The organism is Streptomyces sp. NPDC014801, from assembly GCF_043082085.1.
Lineage (GTDB): Bacteria > Actinomycetota > Actinomycetes > Streptomycetales > Streptomycetaceae > Streptomyces.
Genome location: NZ_JBIBXG010000005.1, coordinates 528,909 through 545,037, shown reverse-complemented (window position 1 = coordinate 545,037; position 16,129 = coordinate 528,909). Strand labels below are relative to the sequence as shown.

General features: G+C 69.9%; 21 protein-coding genes. All 21 read right to left on the bottom strand.

The window, feature by feature from the left end; genetic code table 11:
* Positions 1-2: 2 nt before the first annotated feature.
* A complete protein-coding gene (locus tag ACF1AL_RS14865; RefSeq protein WP_391826077.1) occupies positions 3-1,949 on the bottom strand; it encodes a phage portal protein in 1,947 nt (648 codons plus the stop codon).
* A gap of 1 nt (position 1,950) precedes the next feature.
* Positions 1,951-2,139 (bottom strand): hypothetical protein, encoded by a 189-nt coding sequence (locus ACF1AL_RS14860; RefSeq protein ID WP_391826076.1) that lies wholly within the window; start codon positions 2,137-2,139, stop codon positions 1,951-1,953.
* 46 nt (positions 2,140-2,185) lie between these two features.
* The gene (locus ACF1AL_RS14855) at positions 2,186-3,925 is read right to left on the bottom strand and encodes a terminase large subunit (protein WP_391826075.1); all 1,740 of its coding nucleotides are present in this window, start codon (positions 3,923-3,925) and stop codon (positions 2,186-2,188) included.
* Positions 3,894-4,349 carry a phage terminase small subunit P27 family gene (locus ACF1AL_RS14850; RefSeq protein ID WP_391826074.1) on the bottom strand — a complete coding sequence of 152 codons (456 nt, stop codon included), beginning with the start codon at positions 4,347-4,349 and terminating at the stop codon, positions 3,894-3,896. Before ACF1AL_RS14850 ends, ACF1AL_RS14855 begins: the two co-directional genes overlap by 32 nt.
* 111 nt (positions 4,350-4,460) lie before the next feature.
* Complete coding sequence (locus tag ACF1AL_RS14845; RefSeq protein WP_391826073.1) at positions 4,461-4,856, bottom strand: HNH endonuclease; 396 nt, start codon at positions 4,854-4,856, stop codon at positions 4,461-4,463.
* Positions 4,857-4,972: 116 nt separating this feature from the next.
* The gene (locus ACF1AL_RS14840; protein WP_391826072.1) at positions 4,973-5,350 is read right to left on the bottom strand and encodes a hypothetical protein; all 378 of its coding nucleotides are present in this window, start codon (positions 5,348-5,350) and stop codon (positions 4,973-4,975) included.
* Positions 5,351-5,446: 96 nt separating this feature from the next.
* Positions 5,447-5,878: an HNH endonuclease gene (locus ACF1AL_RS14835; RefSeq protein WP_391826071.1), complete on the bottom strand. Its 432-nt coding sequence runs from the start codon at positions 5,876-5,878 to the stop codon at positions 5,447-5,449.
* Positions 5,879-6,401: 523 nt separating this feature from the next.
* Positions 6,402-7,511: a hypothetical protein gene (locus ACF1AL_RS14830; RefSeq protein ID WP_391826070.1), complete on the bottom strand. Its 1,110-nt coding sequence runs from the start codon at positions 7,509-7,511 to the stop codon at positions 6,402-6,404.
* Between the two features lie 55 nt (positions 7,512-7,566).
* Complete coding sequence (locus ACF1AL_RS14825; protein ID WP_391826069.1) at positions 7,567-7,803, bottom strand: DNA-binding protein; 237 nt, start codon at positions 7,801-7,803, stop codon at positions 7,567-7,569.
* A gap of 112 nt (positions 7,804-7,915) precedes the next feature.
* Positions 7,916-8,509 carry a GIY-YIG nuclease family protein gene (locus tag ACF1AL_RS14820; protein ID WP_391826068.1) on the bottom strand — a complete coding sequence of 198 codons (594 nt, stop codon included), beginning with the start codon at positions 8,507-8,509 and terminating at the stop codon, positions 7,916-7,918.
* 88 nt (positions 8,510-8,597) lie between these two features.
* Positions 8,598-9,059: a hypothetical protein gene (locus ACF1AL_RS14815; RefSeq protein WP_391826067.1), complete on the bottom strand. Its 462-nt coding sequence runs from the start codon at positions 9,057-9,059 to the stop codon at positions 8,598-8,600.
* Between the two features lie 12 nt (positions 9,060-9,071).
* Positions 9,072-9,716, bottom strand: coding sequence for a hypothetical protein (locus ACF1AL_RS14810; RefSeq protein ID WP_391826066.1), 645 nt, complete (start codon positions 9,714-9,716; stop codon positions 9,072-9,074).
* 186 nt (positions 9,717-9,902) lie between these two features.
* Complete coding sequence (locus ACF1AL_RS14805; protein WP_391826065.1) at positions 9,903-11,936, bottom strand: hypothetical protein; 2,034 nt, start codon at positions 11,934-11,936, stop codon at positions 9,903-9,905.
* 6 nt (positions 11,937-11,942) lie between these two features.
* Complete coding sequence (locus ACF1AL_RS14800) at positions 11,943-12,440, bottom strand: hypothetical protein (protein ID WP_391826064.1); 498 nt, start codon at positions 12,438-12,440, stop codon at positions 11,943-11,945.
* Entirely contained in the window at positions 12,437-13,699 is a 1,263-nt protein-coding gene (locus ACF1AL_RS14795; RefSeq protein WP_391826063.1) for a hypothetical protein, read from the bottom strand. The genes ACF1AL_RS14800 and ACF1AL_RS14795 overlap by 4 nt, the downstream gene beginning before the upstream one ends.
* A gap of 20 nt (positions 13,700-13,719) precedes the next feature.
* Complete coding sequence (locus tag ACF1AL_RS14790; protein ID WP_391826062.1) at positions 13,720-13,908, bottom strand: hypothetical protein; 189 nt, start codon at positions 13,906-13,908, stop codon at positions 13,720-13,722.
* Complete coding sequence (locus ACF1AL_RS14785; RefSeq protein ID WP_391826061.1) at positions 13,908-14,114, bottom strand: hypothetical protein; 207 nt, start codon at positions 14,112-14,114, stop codon at positions 13,908-13,910. The genes ACF1AL_RS14790 and ACF1AL_RS14785 overlap by 1 nt, the downstream gene beginning before the upstream one ends.
* On the bottom strand, positions 14,111-14,410 hold the full coding sequence (locus ACF1AL_RS14780) for a hypothetical protein (RefSeq protein WP_391826060.1): 300 nt from the start codon (positions 14,408-14,410) through the stop codon (positions 14,111-14,113). The genes ACF1AL_RS14785 and ACF1AL_RS14780 overlap by 4 nt, the downstream gene beginning before the upstream one ends.
* Before the next feature lie 832 nt (positions 14,411-15,242).
* A complete protein-coding gene (locus ACF1AL_RS14775; RefSeq protein ID WP_391826059.1) occupies positions 15,243-15,431 on the bottom strand; it encodes a hypothetical protein in 189 nt (62 codons plus the stop codon).
* A 163-nt stretch (positions 15,432-15,594) separates the two neighbouring features.
* Positions 15,595-15,801 carry a hypothetical protein gene (locus tag ACF1AL_RS14770; protein WP_391826058.1) on the bottom strand — a complete coding sequence of 69 codons (207 nt, stop codon included), beginning with the start codon at positions 15,799-15,801 and terminating at the stop codon, positions 15,595-15,597.
* A 44-nt stretch (positions 15,802-15,845) separates the two neighbouring features.
* On the bottom strand, positions 15,846-16,076 hold the full coding sequence (locus tag ACF1AL_RS14765) for a hypothetical protein (RefSeq protein WP_391826057.1): 231 nt from the start codon (positions 16,074-16,076) through the stop codon (positions 15,846-15,848).
* Positions 16,077-16,129: the final 53 nt, after the last annotated feature.

The window sequence follows — 16,129 nt, the reverse complement described above, 5'->3', positions numbered from 1 at the left end:
GGTTACTCCTGTGCGTATTCCAAGCGGCAGTTGCAGTTCGCCGTCTCTTTCGTGTCGCCCTTGCCGTCGCCCGGCCAGCGCAGGCCGTTGGAGAACACGTCATCCAGCGACACCCGCTCGCCGTCCTGCGCCCGATGGGAAGGCCGCGGGTTCTTTCCGCCCGTCCGCCAGATCTTCTTCGTCAGCCCCGACGCGCCCGCGGCGTCGTGCGAGCCGAAGCCGCGGGCTTCCGCGCTCGCCGTAGCAGCGCGCATCACGGCCGTCGTCACCCACACGGCCGCCGCGTTCCGCAGGGAGTCCTGCCAGCCGTCCGCCGGGCCCTCCTGCACGGCCCGCACCGCTTTGCGGCCGGCCTCCTCGTGCTGCTCGGCGTGCGTCTGTGCGGCGGCCAGGAGCCACGGCAGCATGACCTCCGGATCCCAGCCGGCCGCCTCCGGGTTGAAGTCATCCAGGACGCCCCACGCGCCCAGTTGGGCCAGGCGGTAGCCGTGCTCTGCCAGCAGCGCCTGCAACTCCGCCAGCCGGCCCTCAGAGCCGCCGTCCCACCAGGTCAGCAGATCCGGCGGGCCATCGGCCTTCGCGCCCGCCTGCGTGAGCAGCCGGTCCGCCTGTCGCTGCGTCCACTTCGACAGCGCCTCGGCGAACGCGTCACGCTCCTGCTCGAAGTCGCCGAGCTTCGGCCTGTCCGGTGCGGCCGCCTTCACCAGCGCCAGGCGGCCCCGGGCTTTTGGGAGTGCCGCGGCCTCCGGCGCCGAATCCGTCGGCGACGCCTGCCCGCCCACCAGCACGTTCAGCGGCGTGATCAGATCGTCGCCGCCGCCGATCGTCGGCAAGTTCATCCTGGCCCGGGCCTCGTTGCGGGTCAGCCACGGGGCGCCGACCGCCGTCTGCAGCTGCTGCGCCTGCTCCTCGAAGGAGCCGCGGAGCTTCTCCTGCAAGTTGAACTCGACGTACACGCCGTCCGAGTCCGGCAGGTCCGGAATGAGCTGCAGCCCGATCTCCTCCTGGATCATCGTCAGCCACGGGCCGAGCGTGTCCTGGTAGAGCTGCTGATGCTGCTCCTTGATGTTGGAGAACGTCGCGTGATCGAGGATCCCGACCATCGGCAGCGGGATGTGGTACGCCGCCGCAACCTCCTCGCGGGTCAGCTTGCGGGCCTCGATGTACTGGGCCTTCGCCGGATCGATCGCCAGCTGCTCGTACTCCATGCCGTCCTCGAGGATCGGCGTGCCGCCGCCCTGCAAGTACGATCGCCAGCCCTCCTTGAAACGGGCCCGAGCCTCAGGCGCCCACGACGGAGCATCCGCCGGCCGCTTCAGCACCCCCGACAGCCGGCCTCCGTTGCGCCACATCTGCTCGCGAGCACGGTTCGCCTCGAACTCCTCCGCCAGCAACGACCGCAGGGAGTCGATCGGCGACGAGCCCCTGCGCAGATCCACCGGGTCGTAGCCGTGGAAGTGCACCACCTGGTCCGGGGTCAGCTTCAGGTCGCCCCGGGAGCCGTGCACCGTGAACTGGTCCGGCTGCAGCCAGTTGTCACCGTCCACCGTCATCCGGGACGGAGGGATCGGGATCACCCCGATCACACCCGCGCCGTCCTGGCGCACCTTCACCCAGAACGCCGTGTCGTAGATCGCGATATCGCTGACCAGCCGCTCAATCAGCCGGTATCGGGTAAGCCGGGCGCCCGGAGCCGCGAGGATCTGCGGCAGTGGGTGATCCGTCAGCCGCTCCCGGTCCGTGTCCGACACCCGCCGGAAGGCATGCAGCCCGAGCTGGGCGATGTTCCGGGCGAGGAAGGAGACGACCGTGCGGATCTGCGGCTGCACCCGATACAGGTGCGCGTACTCGCGGAACACCCCGTCGGCGAGGTGCACGTAGGACGGCATCGCCACCGTCGGAGCGATCGATACCGCAGACAACTGGCCCTGGGAGACGACGAACGCCACGTCAGCCTCCCGCCGCCTGGATGAACTCCACCCGAGATCGCTCGATGATGACCTCGCCGTCCATCGGCGTGTCCGCAGCACCGTGCTGCATCAGCGTCACGTCCCGCAGGACCAGCAGCGGGCCCCGCTTCGCCCACAGCACCCCGGCGAACGCCTTGTCCGCCAGGTTCACCACCACCCGCTTACGCACAGCAGTACGACGCCACGGAAACCAGCCCCACACGACGGCCACCCCCTCACACGACCTCCAGGCCGCCGTCCTCGTAAGCCGACTTCACCGGCTGCTCGCGCGTCATCGCCTCAGACAGGGCCGTCACAGCCGCCGACACCGCGTCGATCTTCTCCGCCGAGCGGGCCTTGTCCGGCTTCACGTTCCCGGCCGGGTCCATCGCCACCGCCAGGTTGTCGACCATCCACGTCACCGCGTCGTTCCCGCCATGCCGGAACAGCGGAGCCTCCGGGGTGCCCTTCAGCAGCAGCCGCTGCAGCTCCTTCAACGGCGGCGACATGGTGACGAAGCCCTGCCGGACCTTCACCATCGGCGCCCCGTCCTCGACGAGCTTGTTCGTCAGCGGCGTCGCGTTCCACGGGTCGAAGCCGATGGAGCGGACGTCGAAGGCGTCCATGTCCCGGTCGATCTGCAGTCGGATGTAGTCGTAGTCGGCGACGTTGCCCGGTGTCGCCACCAGCAGGCCCTGCCGCACCCACACCGAGGCCGCGCCTGCTGTGCGCTGGTCCAGCTGCTCGACGTTGTCCTCCGGCGTCCACAGGCGCCAGATCGCATCGAAACCGCCCCGCTCGTCGTCCGGGAACAACCAGCACAGGGCGGACAGGTCGGACGTAGACGCCAGGTCCAGGCCGCCGTAAGCCTCCCGGCCCGCCAGCTTGGCTTCGTCCACCATGCCGGCGTTGCGGTGCCACGACTCCAGCGTCAGGAACTTAGTCTCCTGCTTCGTCCGCCGGCCCAGATGCAGCCGCAGGTACTTCGCCAGGTCGGCCGGGGACTGCTTCGCCTCATCCGACTTGGCCTGCAGATACGAGCGGGTCGGCGAGACGCCGTAGCCCGGGTTCGCCTTCCGCCAGGTCGCCTCGACGTGCGGGTCGTCGTCCCGCTCCGCCGCCCACACCACGCCGTACACGCTCGGAGCCTCGAACACCCGGCGGGCCAGCTTCTCGATCCGCTGCCGCTTCCGGTCGTACACCGACTCCCGCTTCCCCGAGTCCGCCGTAGTGATGATCACTATCAGCGGCTGCCGTCTAGAGCCAGTGCCCGTCTCAATCGTCTCGACCAGCTCAGGCGTCTTGTGCTCGTGCAATTCGTCGATGATCGCGCAGTGGATATTGGCGCCGTGCTGCGCGCCCGCCACCGACGAGATCGGCTTGAAGTACGAACCAGACTTCGGATGCAGGATGATGTGCTTCAGCGGCTTCACATGCCGCTTCAGCGCAGGCGCCGCCTCCGCCAGCTTCTTCACCGGCTCGAAGACGAACCCCGCCTGCTCCTTCGTCGTCGCCGCGGTGATGACCTGGGCGCCGCCCTCGCCATCCGCGCACGTCATGTAGATCGCCAAGCCGCCGGCAAGCGTGCTCTTCCCGTTCTTGCGGGGGACGTCAACGTACAGCTCGCGCACGATCCGCACGTAGGCATTCGCGTCGTCGTCCCAGCGCACCCAGCCGAAGACCGGCGCCAGGATGTACGCCACCTGCCACGGATCCGGCCGCAGCGGCTGCCCCGCCCACTGCCCCTGCGTGTGCCGCAGCAGCGAGAACGCCTTGATGACCCGATCCACGCGGTCCGGGTCGAACACCGCGCCCGGCGCCTCCCCCGGCGACGGCGTCTGGATCAGCGGCGGACAGTCCGGCAGCGGCATTCCCCGCGACACCAGATACCAGGCAACCTCCGGGCTGAGCTTCAGCCGCTCAAGCTCCTCGGCGTCCGGCAGATCAACCGAAGGGGTTGTCGTCCTCGTCGCCATCGTCGGCCCCCCTTGCCAGGGCCTGCTCCGTCGACGGCGTCAGCCCGAAGTGCGCCGCCCAACTGCGCATCTCACGGCCGGCCGCCCGCGCGATCCCCACACAGGGGTGCGCCAGCTTGCCCTGCCGCGCCTCTATGACCTGGCCCTCTTCCTGCACAGTCCGCGTCGCCTGCACGAACGTCGCCCACGCCTCGCAGTAGGCGGCCAGCGCCGCCCGGTCCTCCGGCTTCAGCAGATCCAGGCGGGACAGGCCCGGCACCACGCGCTTCCACTCCGCGGCCGCCTCCCGGGACAGCCACGACGGCGGATTGGGTGGCACCCGCTTGAAGGCCGGGCCGAGGTTGACCGGCCGGCCCGCGGTGTCCTTGCCCTCGCCGCGGCCCTTGATCAGCTTCAGCGCGGCAGGCTGGGCAGTACGACCCATGATCACAGACCCCCTATGTGAGATTCTGTGCAGGGACCTCCCTGATTGACCGCGGCGGGCCCCCAGACGATCAGGTCAGGGATTTTGACCCCCCTACCCCCTGGGCGTTGGTCAGAGATTGCCGAGGTCAAGCTGCCGCCGTAGGGCCCGTTCCCGGTTCGCCCGGGCGGCTTCAGCCTTCGACTTCAGCTCGTGATCCTCAGGGCAGATGAGCCCGAGGTTCTCCAAGTCCTTTGCCGAGCCGTTCTCCGAGATGGGCGTCTTGTGGTCGAGGTCGAACGTCTCGCCCTCTTCGGCCTCGCGTCCGCAGACGTAGCAGCAGCCGTTGTCTCGGCGTGCGACCTGCCGCTTGAGGCTGCGCCACGTCCCGGAGCTGATGCCGTAACGGTCCTGCTTGCGCGCCCTGTTGGCCCAGGCCTGAGGTTGGTGCTCATCGCATCGACCGCGGTTCGTGGCGAAGGCCGAGCAGCCGATGGCACCGCATCGAGTGGGAGGAGCAACAGGCACGGCGACCTCCCCGAACAGACCGCAGCGCCGACCTATCTGGCCGGCGCCGACAGCGACCCCGGGGCAGTACGCCCCGGCCCTGCATCCCCCGCCCCCGGGTTCCCACCCCCGGCGGGCTACTCGCCCTTGTCCACCCCGGTGGCTTCGCCGTTGACCATGGTGGCCAGGATGCGGGCTTGGGCTTCCTTGCGGGCTGGCACGGGACAGAGCATGACCTTGTCGCCGTTCTCGATGGTGATGAACAGCTGGTTCATGTCCTTCTTCAGCGCCAGCGCGAACAGCCCGGTGAGGAGAACTCGGGTTGCGGTGACCCGCTTCCCCGCTTCCTCGCCGCGCTCGATCGTGATGCGGGCCCCGTCGACCGGGACGGGATCCTGGTTGGGGGCGCGGAACTGGCCGCCCATGACGGTGAGTCCGGCAGCTGCGGCAGCCGCGGTGATCTGACGCTGGCGCTTCGCTGCGGCCTTCTCCTCGTCGCTTTTCTTCCCGAACACGTCTGCTCCTGTCGTCGCGGTTCTGGCCATGGTGCCCAGAACCGCAATCGACAGTCAGCGCGGTGACGGATTCGTTGCAGAGTCCGCTTCTGACAACTAGCTGGCCAAGGCCAGTCGTGCGCGCCTTGCCTCCCGTCGCTTCCATTCGCTCACGAAGCAGTTCTGCTTGCTGAGGTTGCAGGCCTCGCAGGCTGGCAGGACGTTACCGATGGCGTGCCGTCCTCCGCGGGACACAGGGATCACGTGTTCCATGTGGATGGCACCTCCGGCTCCGCAGTACGCACAGCGGTGCCGGTAGCGACGCACAAGCTTCACCCAGTCTTTAGAGGAGACCCCGACACTGCCATCGTTCGTCTTCTCCAGTTGCCTGCGTTGAGACTTGTACTGGTTACTGATCGCTGCGCGAGCATCCCTGTTTGCCTTGGCCCAGGCTACGGCCGCCGCCACTCGCTCCTTGCGATGCCGGACGTAGCTAGCTCTGCGACTACAGACGCGCGAGCATACGGTCGACTGGCGCCGGGGGGGCATGAACAACTTCCCGCAGTAGGCGCAAGGGAGAGGCGGCAGATCGACGGGCCGATAGTTCGCTCGAGCCCGCGCCCGGTTGCCGCAAACGGCATTGCAGTACTTCTGGTCCGACCGGTGCGGAGTGAACTCCTGCGCGCAGCCAGGACACGCGCGCGGCGGCATTTCACCGCGTCGCTCCTTCGTATATCGGCGGTTGAGCCGCCGGTCCCTGCAGGTCTTCGAGCAGCACACTGCGTCCTTGCGGCCCGGACGGAACGTCTCGCCGCAGATTTCGCACTGCCGCTCGGGGAGTCGCTGCAGGAGTCGCTTCGGGCACTTACTGCACCAGACTGCGTCTGGCCGTAACCCGGAGAGGTCCGCTCCGCAGCGTCTACAAGCGCGTGTAGCCTCGGTCACGTCGGTCTGCCTTCATCAGATCGGCCATTCCCCGGGACGGTTGCCGCCGTCGCCGGGGTTGTCTGCTTCAGATGCTACTGAGCGCCACTGACAGTGGCGGGCGAACTGCCGCCATCGCCGGACCTGTTCAGGCCGGCTCGGGCCCGATGTTCTCCAGCCTCAGCCGCCAGGGGTAGGTCGTGTGGGCGTAGACGGTGCCGGATCCGGTGCCCTGGTGGGCGAGCGCGATCGTCACCTTGCCGCTGCCGTCGATGTGCCCGGCGCCGACGGTGAACATCTCGTCGCCGGTGATGTAGCTGAAGCTCAAGCTCGGGTACATGGCGGGATGCCCCTCAGGGAGGGGGCTGCCGCTGCCGGATCCGGCGTACTGGGCGATAGCCCCGGCGGAGTCGAGGAGCGCCCAGTCGAGGAAGTGGCTGCCCGCGCGCATGAAGGCGGAGGACACCCGAATCCGGTCGCCGGCCGCCGCGGTGATGGACGCCTGCAGCTTCGTCCCGGCGGACGTCTGCACGATGGTCCATGCCGCCGCGGCGGGCAGTCCGGATAGGTTGTCGTCGGTGATGCGGGCGGTGGCGGTGCGGACTGATCCGGGAGGGCCCTGCGGGCCGGTGTCTCCCTTGGGTCCGGCGGGTCCTTCCGGGCCGGGATCACCGGGGTCGCCTTTGGGGCCTTGGGCTCCGTCGGCGCCTGCGGGTCCGGTTGGACCTTGGGGGCCGGTAGCTCCCGCCGGTCCTTGGGGTCCCGGCGCTCCTGCTGGGCCAGTTGCCCCAGCGGGACCTTGCGGTCCGGCCGCGCCGACGAGGGAGGCGAGCCACTGCGTGACGGTGCCGCTGTAGCCCTGCTCGACGGCGATCTCGTAGGCGCTCTTGCCGGGCGTTCCGGTGGTGCCGCCTCCGGGCGCCTGCTCGGGCACCAGCTCGTCGAGGTGGACGGTGGCCCCGTCCGGGCCGGTGATGTCGCACCAGAACGCGAGCCGCTGGCCGCGGCTGGGCTGGACGTCGACGTACCACTTCCACCCCGCCGGCAGGATGCCCGCCGCGTCGTTCGGGATGAGCTGGACGCTGAAAGCACCGTCGACGATGTCGACCTTGCCGCCGCCCGGATACACGGCGTGGTGGGCCTCGTCGGTGAGGATCGCGCTGGGCGTGAGGACGACCTGCCCGCCGTAGCCGGTGCCCTGCACGGCGGACGGCAGCGTGCCAGTCAGCGTGACCACGGGGGTGCCGGGAGGGAACATGGCCACCTCCTCGATGAGCCCCGCCGTCCGGGGACCGGGCCGAACGACGGGACGATCAAGCGGCGCGGACGCCTTCGGGGAGCGGCGGTGGCTTGCCGGGCTCCAGCAGCTCGCCCGTGTATTCGTCCCGCGGAGCCTTGTTGAGCTCCCAGAGGTTGTAGCGGACCTTGCCGCGCCCCTCACCGAAGCGCCGGATGCGCCCCTCTGCAGCCCAGCGACGGATGGTGGATCCTGGGCGCCCGGCCCAGTGGGCAGCCATGTCCTCGGTGATCAGGGTTACCTGGTCGGACATGCGCACCTCCGACATACAGAAAGGCCGCCCATAGCGGGCGGCCTTCAGAGACGCAAGTATCCAGTGAGACAGACGATATGCTCACCGACCGGCCGGGTCAAGCAAGCGCAGGTCAGAGCGATTCAGCCGGGAACCAGTCGTCGCCGTCCGGAACGATCGATCTGGTCCAGTTCGGCGGTCCTAGCACTGCCCGGACTTCCCTGACGTGCTTTTGAAGTGCAGCGCCGGGGTGGAAGTACTCTCCGCCGGCCCGGAGCGCGGCGAACTGCTTGTGCAGGGCTCTTTCCAGTTCGGCGCCGCCAGGCTCTATGGCCAGTACCTCGTTGGGGCGAATGGACCCGAAGCGGTTGGCCAGGTTGGTCGTCATGCCGATCTTGATGAGGCGCCCGCAGCGCACGTAGTAGACCCAGCATTCCCGCTCGGCTGCCGCCGCTTGACGGGCCGCCATTTCCGCGGCGTGGACCCGCTCGCGCTCCTCGGCGTTCGCGTGATACCAGCGCGTGAACGCGGTGGCTATCTCGACTGCCCTCTCGTCGATCTCGATGCCTGCGAGTTCGAACCGGTGGATCGTGATGAGGATGTCGGTTCGGTTCGGGTCGTCCGGCGGAACCTTGTCCGCGTGCGGGAGCCGCCTCCCAGCGTTGGTGGACTGCTTGGTCCTGAACGGATCGCGGACACTTGCGCGCGGTCTACGAGGCTGCGTCATCTGCTGATTCTCCTAGGTGCCACTGACAGTGGCGGGTACGGTCACGGCAGAGCCCCCGGCGATTCCGGCGCCGGGGGCTCGCGCCTCCCTACTGCCTGTTGATGTTCTTCGCCCACACGCCGCGGGTGTTGCTGTGGACGTTGCGCTGGTCCTGGTAGACGGTGCCCTCGTAGTGGTGGTGCACCTCGGGCTGGGGCTTGGCGCCGCGCAGGAGACGGGCCAGGGCGAGGATCGGGACGGCGAGCGCGGCGGGCACGGCACAGATCATGCCGATGACGGTGGGGTCGGCGTGGTCGGAGGCGAGGAGGATCGCGGTGGCGACGAGGCCGGGCGGCACGGTGGCGAGGCTGCAGTACATGACGGCCCGGCTGACCTCGGTGGTGCGCGCGGACATGGCGGGCACCTCGCGGCCCGGGGGCGGGCTGGTGCTTTCGCGGCGGGCCTCGTGGACGAGGTTGTCGACGGCGGCGCGGATGACGGCGTCGGTGAGCGGGTTGGTGGCCTGCCCGGCCGCGGTGGCGGTGGGCGTCGGCTCGGGCAGCGTGGTCATGGTGGTGGTCTCCTAGTCGATTTCGCCGGTGCCGTGGCACACGGAGCAGCGGACGGTGGTGGTGTCGTGCAGGCGGGTGTCGATGCGGTGGGCGCCCTTGCCGTTGCAGGCCGGGCAGGGGTTGACGGGCTCAGGCTGGTGGTCGGGGTCGGGCTGGTAGCCGCCGGCCTGCGCGGTCCACGCGGCCTCCAGGGCCTGGGCTTTGACGGCGGCCGCCCCGTCGGCGATGGGCTGGGTGACGGCACGGCCGGCCCGCTGCAGGGGCCGCTTGACCGCGCGGATCGCGGCCCGCTTCTGACGGCGGATCCGCGGCTTGATCAGCTTCTGCCAGTAGATGCGGCTGGCCGTCTTCACGTCGTCGACGGTGAGCTCGGGGACGAGGATCCCGGCGAGGACGGCACCGCCGATCTCGATCTCGAACGTGTCGACGTCGGTGGCCTTCTCGCGGCCGGTGCGGGCGGCCTGGATGGCGGCCAGGTCGCTGGTGGTGATCAGCTGGTGTTCCCAGCTGTGGTAGTTGGAGCAGTTGGCCCAGACGGAGGCGAGGGCGGCGATGGCGCCGCGGCCTTCGAGGGTGAAGGCGCCACTGCCGCATTCGGGGCAGGTGAGGGGCAGTCCGTCGAGGCTCATCTCCTGGATCTTGAGTAGCTGCCCCATATCGGGATCTCCTTCGCATCTCGGGTTGTGATGGTGGTCGTGATGGGTCGTGACTGTGCAGGTCAGAGCCGTGATGGCGGTCGTGATGTGCTGTTACGGCGTCACGTCCTCGAGCGGGCCGTCACGACCCCGTCACGACTGGGGTCACGACCCTGACCTGCGGCGTCACGACCCCGTCACGACCGTTCAGGCGGCCTCGGCGAGGCTCTCGCCGGTGATCTGCTTGATCGTCTCCAGGCGGTAGCCGCGGGCTCCGCCGGTGATCTGGGTGGTCGTCATGTCGATGTCGAGGCCCATCGCGTCGACGGCCTTCTTCAGCTCGGCGGTGACCTTCTGCGCGGCGGTCCGGCGGGCCTTGGCCTCGTCCTCACCGAAGAGGCTGAGCGCCCAGGTGTCCGGGTCGTGCGCGGCCAGGTACTCCCAGATCGCCGCCGTGGACAGGAAGCCGGGGTCGTCGGCGGCGGCGAACGCACCGCGCGCCATCATGACGATCTTCGGCAGGTCGGAGCGGAGCCGGTCGGCTTCGGTGGCGCCGAAGTGGTCGAGGCCGGCGGCGTCGAGGGAGCGGCGGCCGACGGTGGGGCGGCCGGCTGCGGCGCGTTCCTTGCCGCGGCGGGTGGCTTCCTTCACGTCGAGCATCAGGAACTTGTAGATCATCGGCTCGGTGGAACCGCAGCCCATGATGTACGCCTTGCCGGCGTCGGCCGGGTCCTCGCCCTGGGCGGGGTGGAGGCGGTCGGGCCGCCAGCCGTCGGCTCCGGCGCCGGTGCCGAAGACCTGCTTGATGTCCTGGTGCCGGGACGGGCCGACGATCTTCAGAGCAATGGAGTCGGCGATGGCGTCGCCGAGGGAGTCGACGGTGGCCTCCTGCGCGGCCATGATCAGCTGCACGCGGGACTTGCGGCCCACGCGCAGGATCTTGACGGCGAGCTCCTTGGCCCGGTCGGACAGCTGCGGGAACTCGTCGATGACCAGGACGATCGCCGGGTCGTCGGGGGTGGGCTCCCAGTTGTCGTCCATGCCGAGCTCGGCGAACAGGTTCGGCCGCGCCTTGGCGATCTTCAGGGCCTTCTCCAGAATGGCCTCGATCTGCCCCATGTTGTCGTCGCCGATCGCCCGGACACCGAGCGCCTCGGCGAGCGGGGCCAGCCCGTTGCCGCCCGGGTCCAGATCGCCGACCAGGACGTCGGAGCAGGCGGTCAGGATGTCGCCGAGCGTGCGGAGGATGACGGACTTCCCGCCGCCCGAGGAGGCGATCACGATGACGTGGACGCCGAGGAGGCTTACGTCGAACGGCTGACCGTCCATCCGGTAGGCGACGACCTGCTTGTCCCGCATGCGCCGGCTGTTCGGCTTGCGCTCCGGGGCGGGCGGCATCTTCGCGAACGGGTCGTTCTGCACCAGCCGCAGCAGCACACGACCGCGGGAGGCCCGCATCGGCTGGCACAGCAGCCCGTCCTGCGGCAGGTCGAGCGGGGTCTCCAGGTCGGGCGCCTTGGTGACGATGTCGGCGGGCTTGCCCTTGGCGAGGTGGACGGTGACCTCCCAGCCCCAGTCGTAGCGGCGGTTGGCCTCCACCTCCTTCACCTGGATGCCCTCGGAGGCGAGCGCCCGGCGCACGCACTCGGCGGCCTCGGTGCGGGTGCGGGCATCGGCGATCGGGAACGGGTCACCGTCCTCGGAGGCAACCTCGATCTTGCCGGGGTCGACGCCCTTGGGCCGGCCCTTCCACACGCCGGCCGCGACGGCGGCCATCGCGTACAGGACGGTCATCCACAGCCCGCCCTCGACGACGCCGTAGGCGCCTGCACCGGCGACCGGGGCGGAGGCGATCCCGCGGGTGATCAGGTAGCGCTGGCGGCGGTCCTTCATCTGCTGGGTGCGCCGGTTGACGACCGCCTCGAACTGGCTCTCTTTGGATACGTCGCCCTTGGCGGCCTTCAGCTGGGCGCGGGCGGTGCGGATCATCTGCGGGTAGTCGCCGACCATCTTGTCCCGCTCGATGCGGGCGATGTGCCACCAGCCGCGGGCGGACCAGCCGATCCAGATCACGGACGGGTGGTGGCCGACCGCGCGGGCGGTGCGGCGGGCGATGGCGGCCTTGGAGTGGATCCACGCGGGCAGCTGCCGCTGCGGTGTCGCCGGCCGCTTGTCGACGACACTCTCGGCGGGCGCCGCCGGTGCGGGCACGACCGTGGGGCGCAGGTTGGTGGTGGCCATGACGGGTCAGTCCTTCTTCTCGGGGAGACGCTCAAGGCGGGCTTGGGTGCGGGCGAGACGGCTATAAGGCGATGAGTCGCCCGGGCGGCGACGCGGAGGCGTCCCGCCGTTCCGACGGCGGCCATCGGAGGGCCGGGAGACTGACGGGGCAAGCTGGATCAGGGCAGCCTGCTCGCAGACGATGTCCCAGACGGCCAGCGGCGGAAGGAGATTGGCACTCACGGTCTCCGTCCAGCCAGCGGGCATCAGCTCGGGCGTCAGGTGGACCGGAGCGAAGTGCCTGCAGCGGATCTCCAATAGCGCCGCCTGCTCTATGTCCCGGGCCAAGCGGTGCGTAGCCACAACCAGAACGCCGAAGTCTCGCCACCCGAGCTTCCTAAGCGTGCGCAGGCGGTCCGAGCCGGCGTGGGTGTAACCGACCTTGACGGACTTGAACGGCTCGTTCGTCATCACGTAGGTGACGCCTTGGGCGTCGGACCGCAGCGTGGGTCGGCGCTTGCTCACTGCGGGTCCTTCGCGGCGGTCTGCTTGGCGGTGATGGAGGCCTGGCGGCGTGCGCCGGGCGTGTACTTCACGTCACCCTTGGTGCGCACTCCGCGGCGCGCGGGCGGGGTGTAGACGCGGGGCTTCTTGGCGCCGGGCACTTGCGATGCGAGCTGGGACGATGATCGGTTGACGGGCCGCTTCTGACGGGCCGCCTCAACACGCATCTCGGCGGCGTTGCGCATGCGGATGATGTCGGCGGACTCGGCGGGGTCGGTGCCCTCGACGTCGCGGTGCGCCCGCTTCCACACGGCCTCGGTGACGGTGGTCTCACCGAGTGCGGCGGCGAGCCGGACGGCGTGCTCCCAGACCTTCGGGAACTCCTTGGCGCGGGTCGCGTCCAGCTGCCGGCGCGCCTCCTCCGCCGCCTTCTCCGCGGCCTCCTTCTCGGCGGCGCGGCGCTCCTCCTCCGCGGCCTTGCGCTTCGCCTCCTCCTCGGCAGCCTTGCGCTGGGCGCGGCGCTCGCGCCACGTCAGCTTGCCGTCCCGCTTGCGGATCCGGCCGTGCTCGTGGAGGTCCCACACGCCGGGGCCGGCGATCGACGCGAACGCGGTCCCGAGCGCGGTCGCCTGGTCGAAGGCCTGGAGGCCGTGCCACAGGTTGATGCCGGCGGCGATGAACGCGAGCAGCCAGGCGATCAGCCGGTAGTGCCAGGACGGCCGCCGGTTCGCGACCGCAGCCGCGGCGCCCTTGAGGACGACCCAGGCGCCGCCTTCGAGCATGAGCGGGGCGGCCATCAGCCACAGGGCCCGCGGGTTGTAGAAGGCGGACACCTGCACGGGGAGGGCGACGATCGCGCACACCCGGTAGAAGTTCAGGGCGTAGGCCCGCCACCGGTCGTCGGCGAGAGCGACCTCCTCGGCGGTTTTCGCCTCCTCCAGCTTCGCGCGCTCAGCCTGCTCGGCCTCCTCGCGCCGGGCACGCTCTTCGGCCTCACGCTTCCGGTTGGACTCGGCGATGCGAGCCTCGCGGGCGGCCTGCTCCTCGCGGGCTCGGGCCTCGGCCTTGTCGTTGGCGAGGCGCAGCTTGCGCGCCTCCTCCTCCGCGGTGGCCAGCTTGGCCTTCGCCTCGGCCTCGGCGGCGATGCGCCGGGCTTCGGCTTCGGCCTCGGCGCGGGTCCGGATCGCCTCCGCCTCGGCGTGCGCGACCGGGTCGTACTCGAACCGGGGCTCCGAGGCCACGGCGTGGCCGTTGACCTTCTCGACGGATACGGCGGTCACGGTGATCAGTCCTCTCTGGTCTAGCTGGCGGTGACGCGGGCGCGTCGGTACAGGCGGGTGGACTCGCCCTGGCGGGGGCCCGGCTGGGGGGTGATCCCGTTGACCCGGTTCTCTCCAGGGCTGACGGGCTGCCAGGACCGGGTCGGGGTGGGGCCTCGGCTGTCGTCGGTGCGGCCGGCGCCACCCTCGGTCTCGTTACGCCACGCCATCAGGCACCTGCCGGGGCGACGGGCGCGGGCCGGTACTTCAGCCAGGCGGCGACGGCGGCCAGGGCGAGCACGTAGCCGGGGATGGCGGCGATCACGGCGCCCAGTCCGGCGGCGGCCAGGGACACGGGGGCGAGGGCGGGGTGCCACAGGCCGACGACCAGGAGGTAGCCGCCGACAAGGAGCCAGGAGATGGAGCGGAGATTCATCGGTTGCTCTCTTCTGCGAGTCGGGAAAGGACGGCCGGGTCGACGCCCTCGGTCAAGGCGCGGTCGACTGACCAGCCCGCCTTGTCGATCCGGTGACGGATGCGGCTTTCCTTGAGTCCGAGAATTTCGGCCCACTCGGCAACGGTCAGAGTGCGGCCGCGGAATGTCAGGTACCGGTTGCTGCGCTTGTTCCGCGCCTGCTCAGTGACGGTGGCCCAGCGACAGTTACCGGGTTCGTAGTTGCCGTTGACATCGATCCGGTCCAGCGTCAGTTCTTCTCTGAAGCCGGGCCCCATGTCTGCGTGGAAGTTCTCGTACTGCCGCCACCTCGCGCAGACCGAGATTCCTCGACCTCCGTAGTCTGCGTAGGCACGAGCGTTGGGGTTCTCGCAGCGACGGATCATCGACTGCCACCGCTTGTACAAGGGCGTACCGCTCTGACCGTGAGTTGAGTTGCCCACCCGATGGCCGCAGTCCTCGACTTCTCCATGGACGAGGCGGGACGCAACCACGTCCCGTTCCCCTCCGCAGTCGCATACGCAGCGCCAAGTGACGTGCCCTCCAGCGCTCCGCCCAGCTGCGGCAACGACCGTGAGGAGCCCGAAGCGCTGACCGGACAGGTCATGCTTATTGCTGCCGCGCCCACATCCACACGACTGAGAGCGCCCGCTCTTCACGTTGGACGGCTTCACTGCCTTCTCGTTGCCGCAGTCGCATCGGCAGAGCCACAGCATTCGACCGCGCGCGTCATCCCATCGCTCGTCGATGACGGTCAGGCTCCCGAACTTCTGGCCGACTGGGGCGGACGCTCGCCTGTGGGGACGTGATGTCGTTTGGCTGGCGGATCTCAGCCGCTCACGGCCGAGGCATCCACACGACTGCGACCGACCAGATCGGAGGGTCTTACCGCCCCTCAGGCACTCCTCTCCGCAGATGCAGAGGCATCGCCACAGGACCCTTCCTTCCTTGTCGCGGCCGGCCTCTGTGGTCACGGTGAGTCGGCCGAAAGTCTGGCCGGCCAGATCGATCTTGCGGCCCATGACGGGCTCCTCTCGGGTCGGGGTGGCGGAACGCTGCGCGGTTCCCCTCACCGCCCGTGCGAGACGGGCGGATCGGGCAGCCGGCCTGCTACTCCGGGTCCTGGATGCTGGCGCCGAGGATCCGCATCGCGGTCTCCTGCCGGCGGTCGCCGGAGTGCAACGTGATGTCCCAGGCGGCGTGGTGGCTGCCCGCGTTCAGCTGGGCGGCCGCGTCGGCGACCTCGGCGTCGGTCGGGCGGTAGCCGGACGGCTCGGACTGGCGGCGGAACAGGCCCATCAGTGGTGGTCCCTTCGGTGAGATCGACGGAGGCTCTTGCAGTCGGGGCACTTCTTGTCCGGCTTGTCGCTGACGACGAGCGGACGGATGACCTGGCCGCAGATCGCCCGGGTCTGGCCCCGGACCAGCGGCCCGCAGTCCGGGCAGTGGAAATGCATCGTCATCAGGCGGCAGCCGGGAGGGCCGCGCCGAGCAGCTCGTCCGTCAGGGACGGCGCGCCCGGGTTCGCCCGGTCGTAGTCGCCGGCCTCGGCGAGCAGTTGCAGCTCCACCGTCCAGTCCGCGGCGGCGAGGTACCGGCGGATCAGGTCGGTGCGGTAGGCGGCGTCGGAGGCCGGCTCGGGCGACGAGATCAGGGTCAGAGTGAGCATGGCGGGATAGACCTCTCGGGTCGAAGGGGGCGGGGTGGGGTGGTTCAGAGTTCGTTCGGCTGAACGCCTGCGCGGTAAGCGGCGGCCTCCGCGCGGCACTCGCGGGCCCGGCGGCGCGAGATCGGCGCCTGGGCGGCGGCCTGGCGGCGGGTCGCGGGACTCAGTGACTCGTCGGCCGCGTCACGCTCGGCCGACTTGGCGGCGCGCTCGCTACGGGCCGCGGACTTCTCACGGTCGTCGGCCAGCTCGGTCAACTGGCGGCGGGAAAAGCGCATGACGGATCTCCTCGGCTGGTCAGGCTGGGATCGAGTGGGTGCCGCGGCGCGGG

Excerpts from the sequence above, each read along its gene's own strand:
- ACF1AL_RS14825 (WP_391826069.1), bottom strand. The coding sequence starts at position 7,803 with ATGTCCGACCAGGTAACCCTGATCACCGAGGACATGGCTGCCCACTGG.
- ACF1AL_RS14775 (WP_391826059.1), bottom strand. The coding sequence starts at position 15,431 with ATGGGCCTGTTCCGCCGCCAGTCCGAGCCGTCCGGCTACCGCCCGACC.
- ACF1AL_RS14835 (WP_391826071.1), bottom strand. The coding sequence starts at position 5,878 with ATGCCCCCCCGGCGCCAGTCGACCGTATGCTCGCGCGTCTGTAGTCGC.
- ACF1AL_RS14770 (WP_391826058.1), bottom strand. The coding sequence starts at position 15,801 with ATGCTCACTCTGACCCTGATCTCGTCGCCCGAGCCGGCCTCCGACGCC.
- ACF1AL_RS14810 (WP_391826066.1), bottom strand. The coding sequence starts at position 9,716 with ATGGGGCAGCTACTCAAGATCCAGGAGATGAGCCTCGACGGACTGCCC.
- ACF1AL_RS14780 (WP_391826060.1), bottom strand. The coding sequence starts at position 14,410 with ATGGGGCCCGGCTTCAGAGAAGAACTGACGCTGGACCGGATCGATGTC.
- ACF1AL_RS14820 (WP_391826068.1), bottom strand. The coding sequence starts at position 8,509 with ATGACGCAGCCTCGTAGACCGCGCGCAAGTGTCCGCGATCCGTTCAGG.
- ACF1AL_RS14785 (WP_391826061.1), bottom strand. The coding sequence starts at position 14,114 with ATGAATCTCCGCTCCATCTCCTGGCTCCTTGTCGGCGGCTACCTCCTG.
- ACF1AL_RS14765 (WP_391826057.1), bottom strand. The coding sequence starts at position 16,076 with ATGCGCTTTTCCCGCCGCCAGTTGACCGAGCTGGCCGACGACCGTGAG.
- ACF1AL_RS14855 (WP_391826075.1), bottom strand. The coding sequence starts at position 3,925 with ATGGCGACGAGGACGACAACCCCTTCGGTTGATCTGCCGGACGCCGAG.
- ACF1AL_RS14850 (WP_391826074.1), bottom strand. The coding sequence starts at position 4,349 with ATGGGTCGTACTGCCCAGCCTGCCGCGCTGAAGCTGATCAAGGGCCGC.
- ACF1AL_RS14830 (WP_391826070.1), bottom strand. The coding sequence starts at position 7,511 with ATGTTCCCTCCCGGCACCCCCGTGGTCACGCTGACTGGCACGCTGCCG.
- ACF1AL_RS14815 (WP_391826067.1), bottom strand. The coding sequence starts at position 9,059 with ATGACCACGCTGCCCGAGCCGACGCCCACCGCCACCGCGGCCGGGCAG.
- ACF1AL_RS14805 (WP_391826065.1), bottom strand. The coding sequence starts at position 11,936 with ATGGCCACCACCAACCTGCGCCCCACGGTCGTGCCCGCACCGGCGGCG.
- ACF1AL_RS14790 (WP_391826062.1), bottom strand. The coding sequence starts at position 13,908 with ATGGCGTGGCGTAACGAGACCGAGGGTGGCGCCGGCCGCACCGACGAC.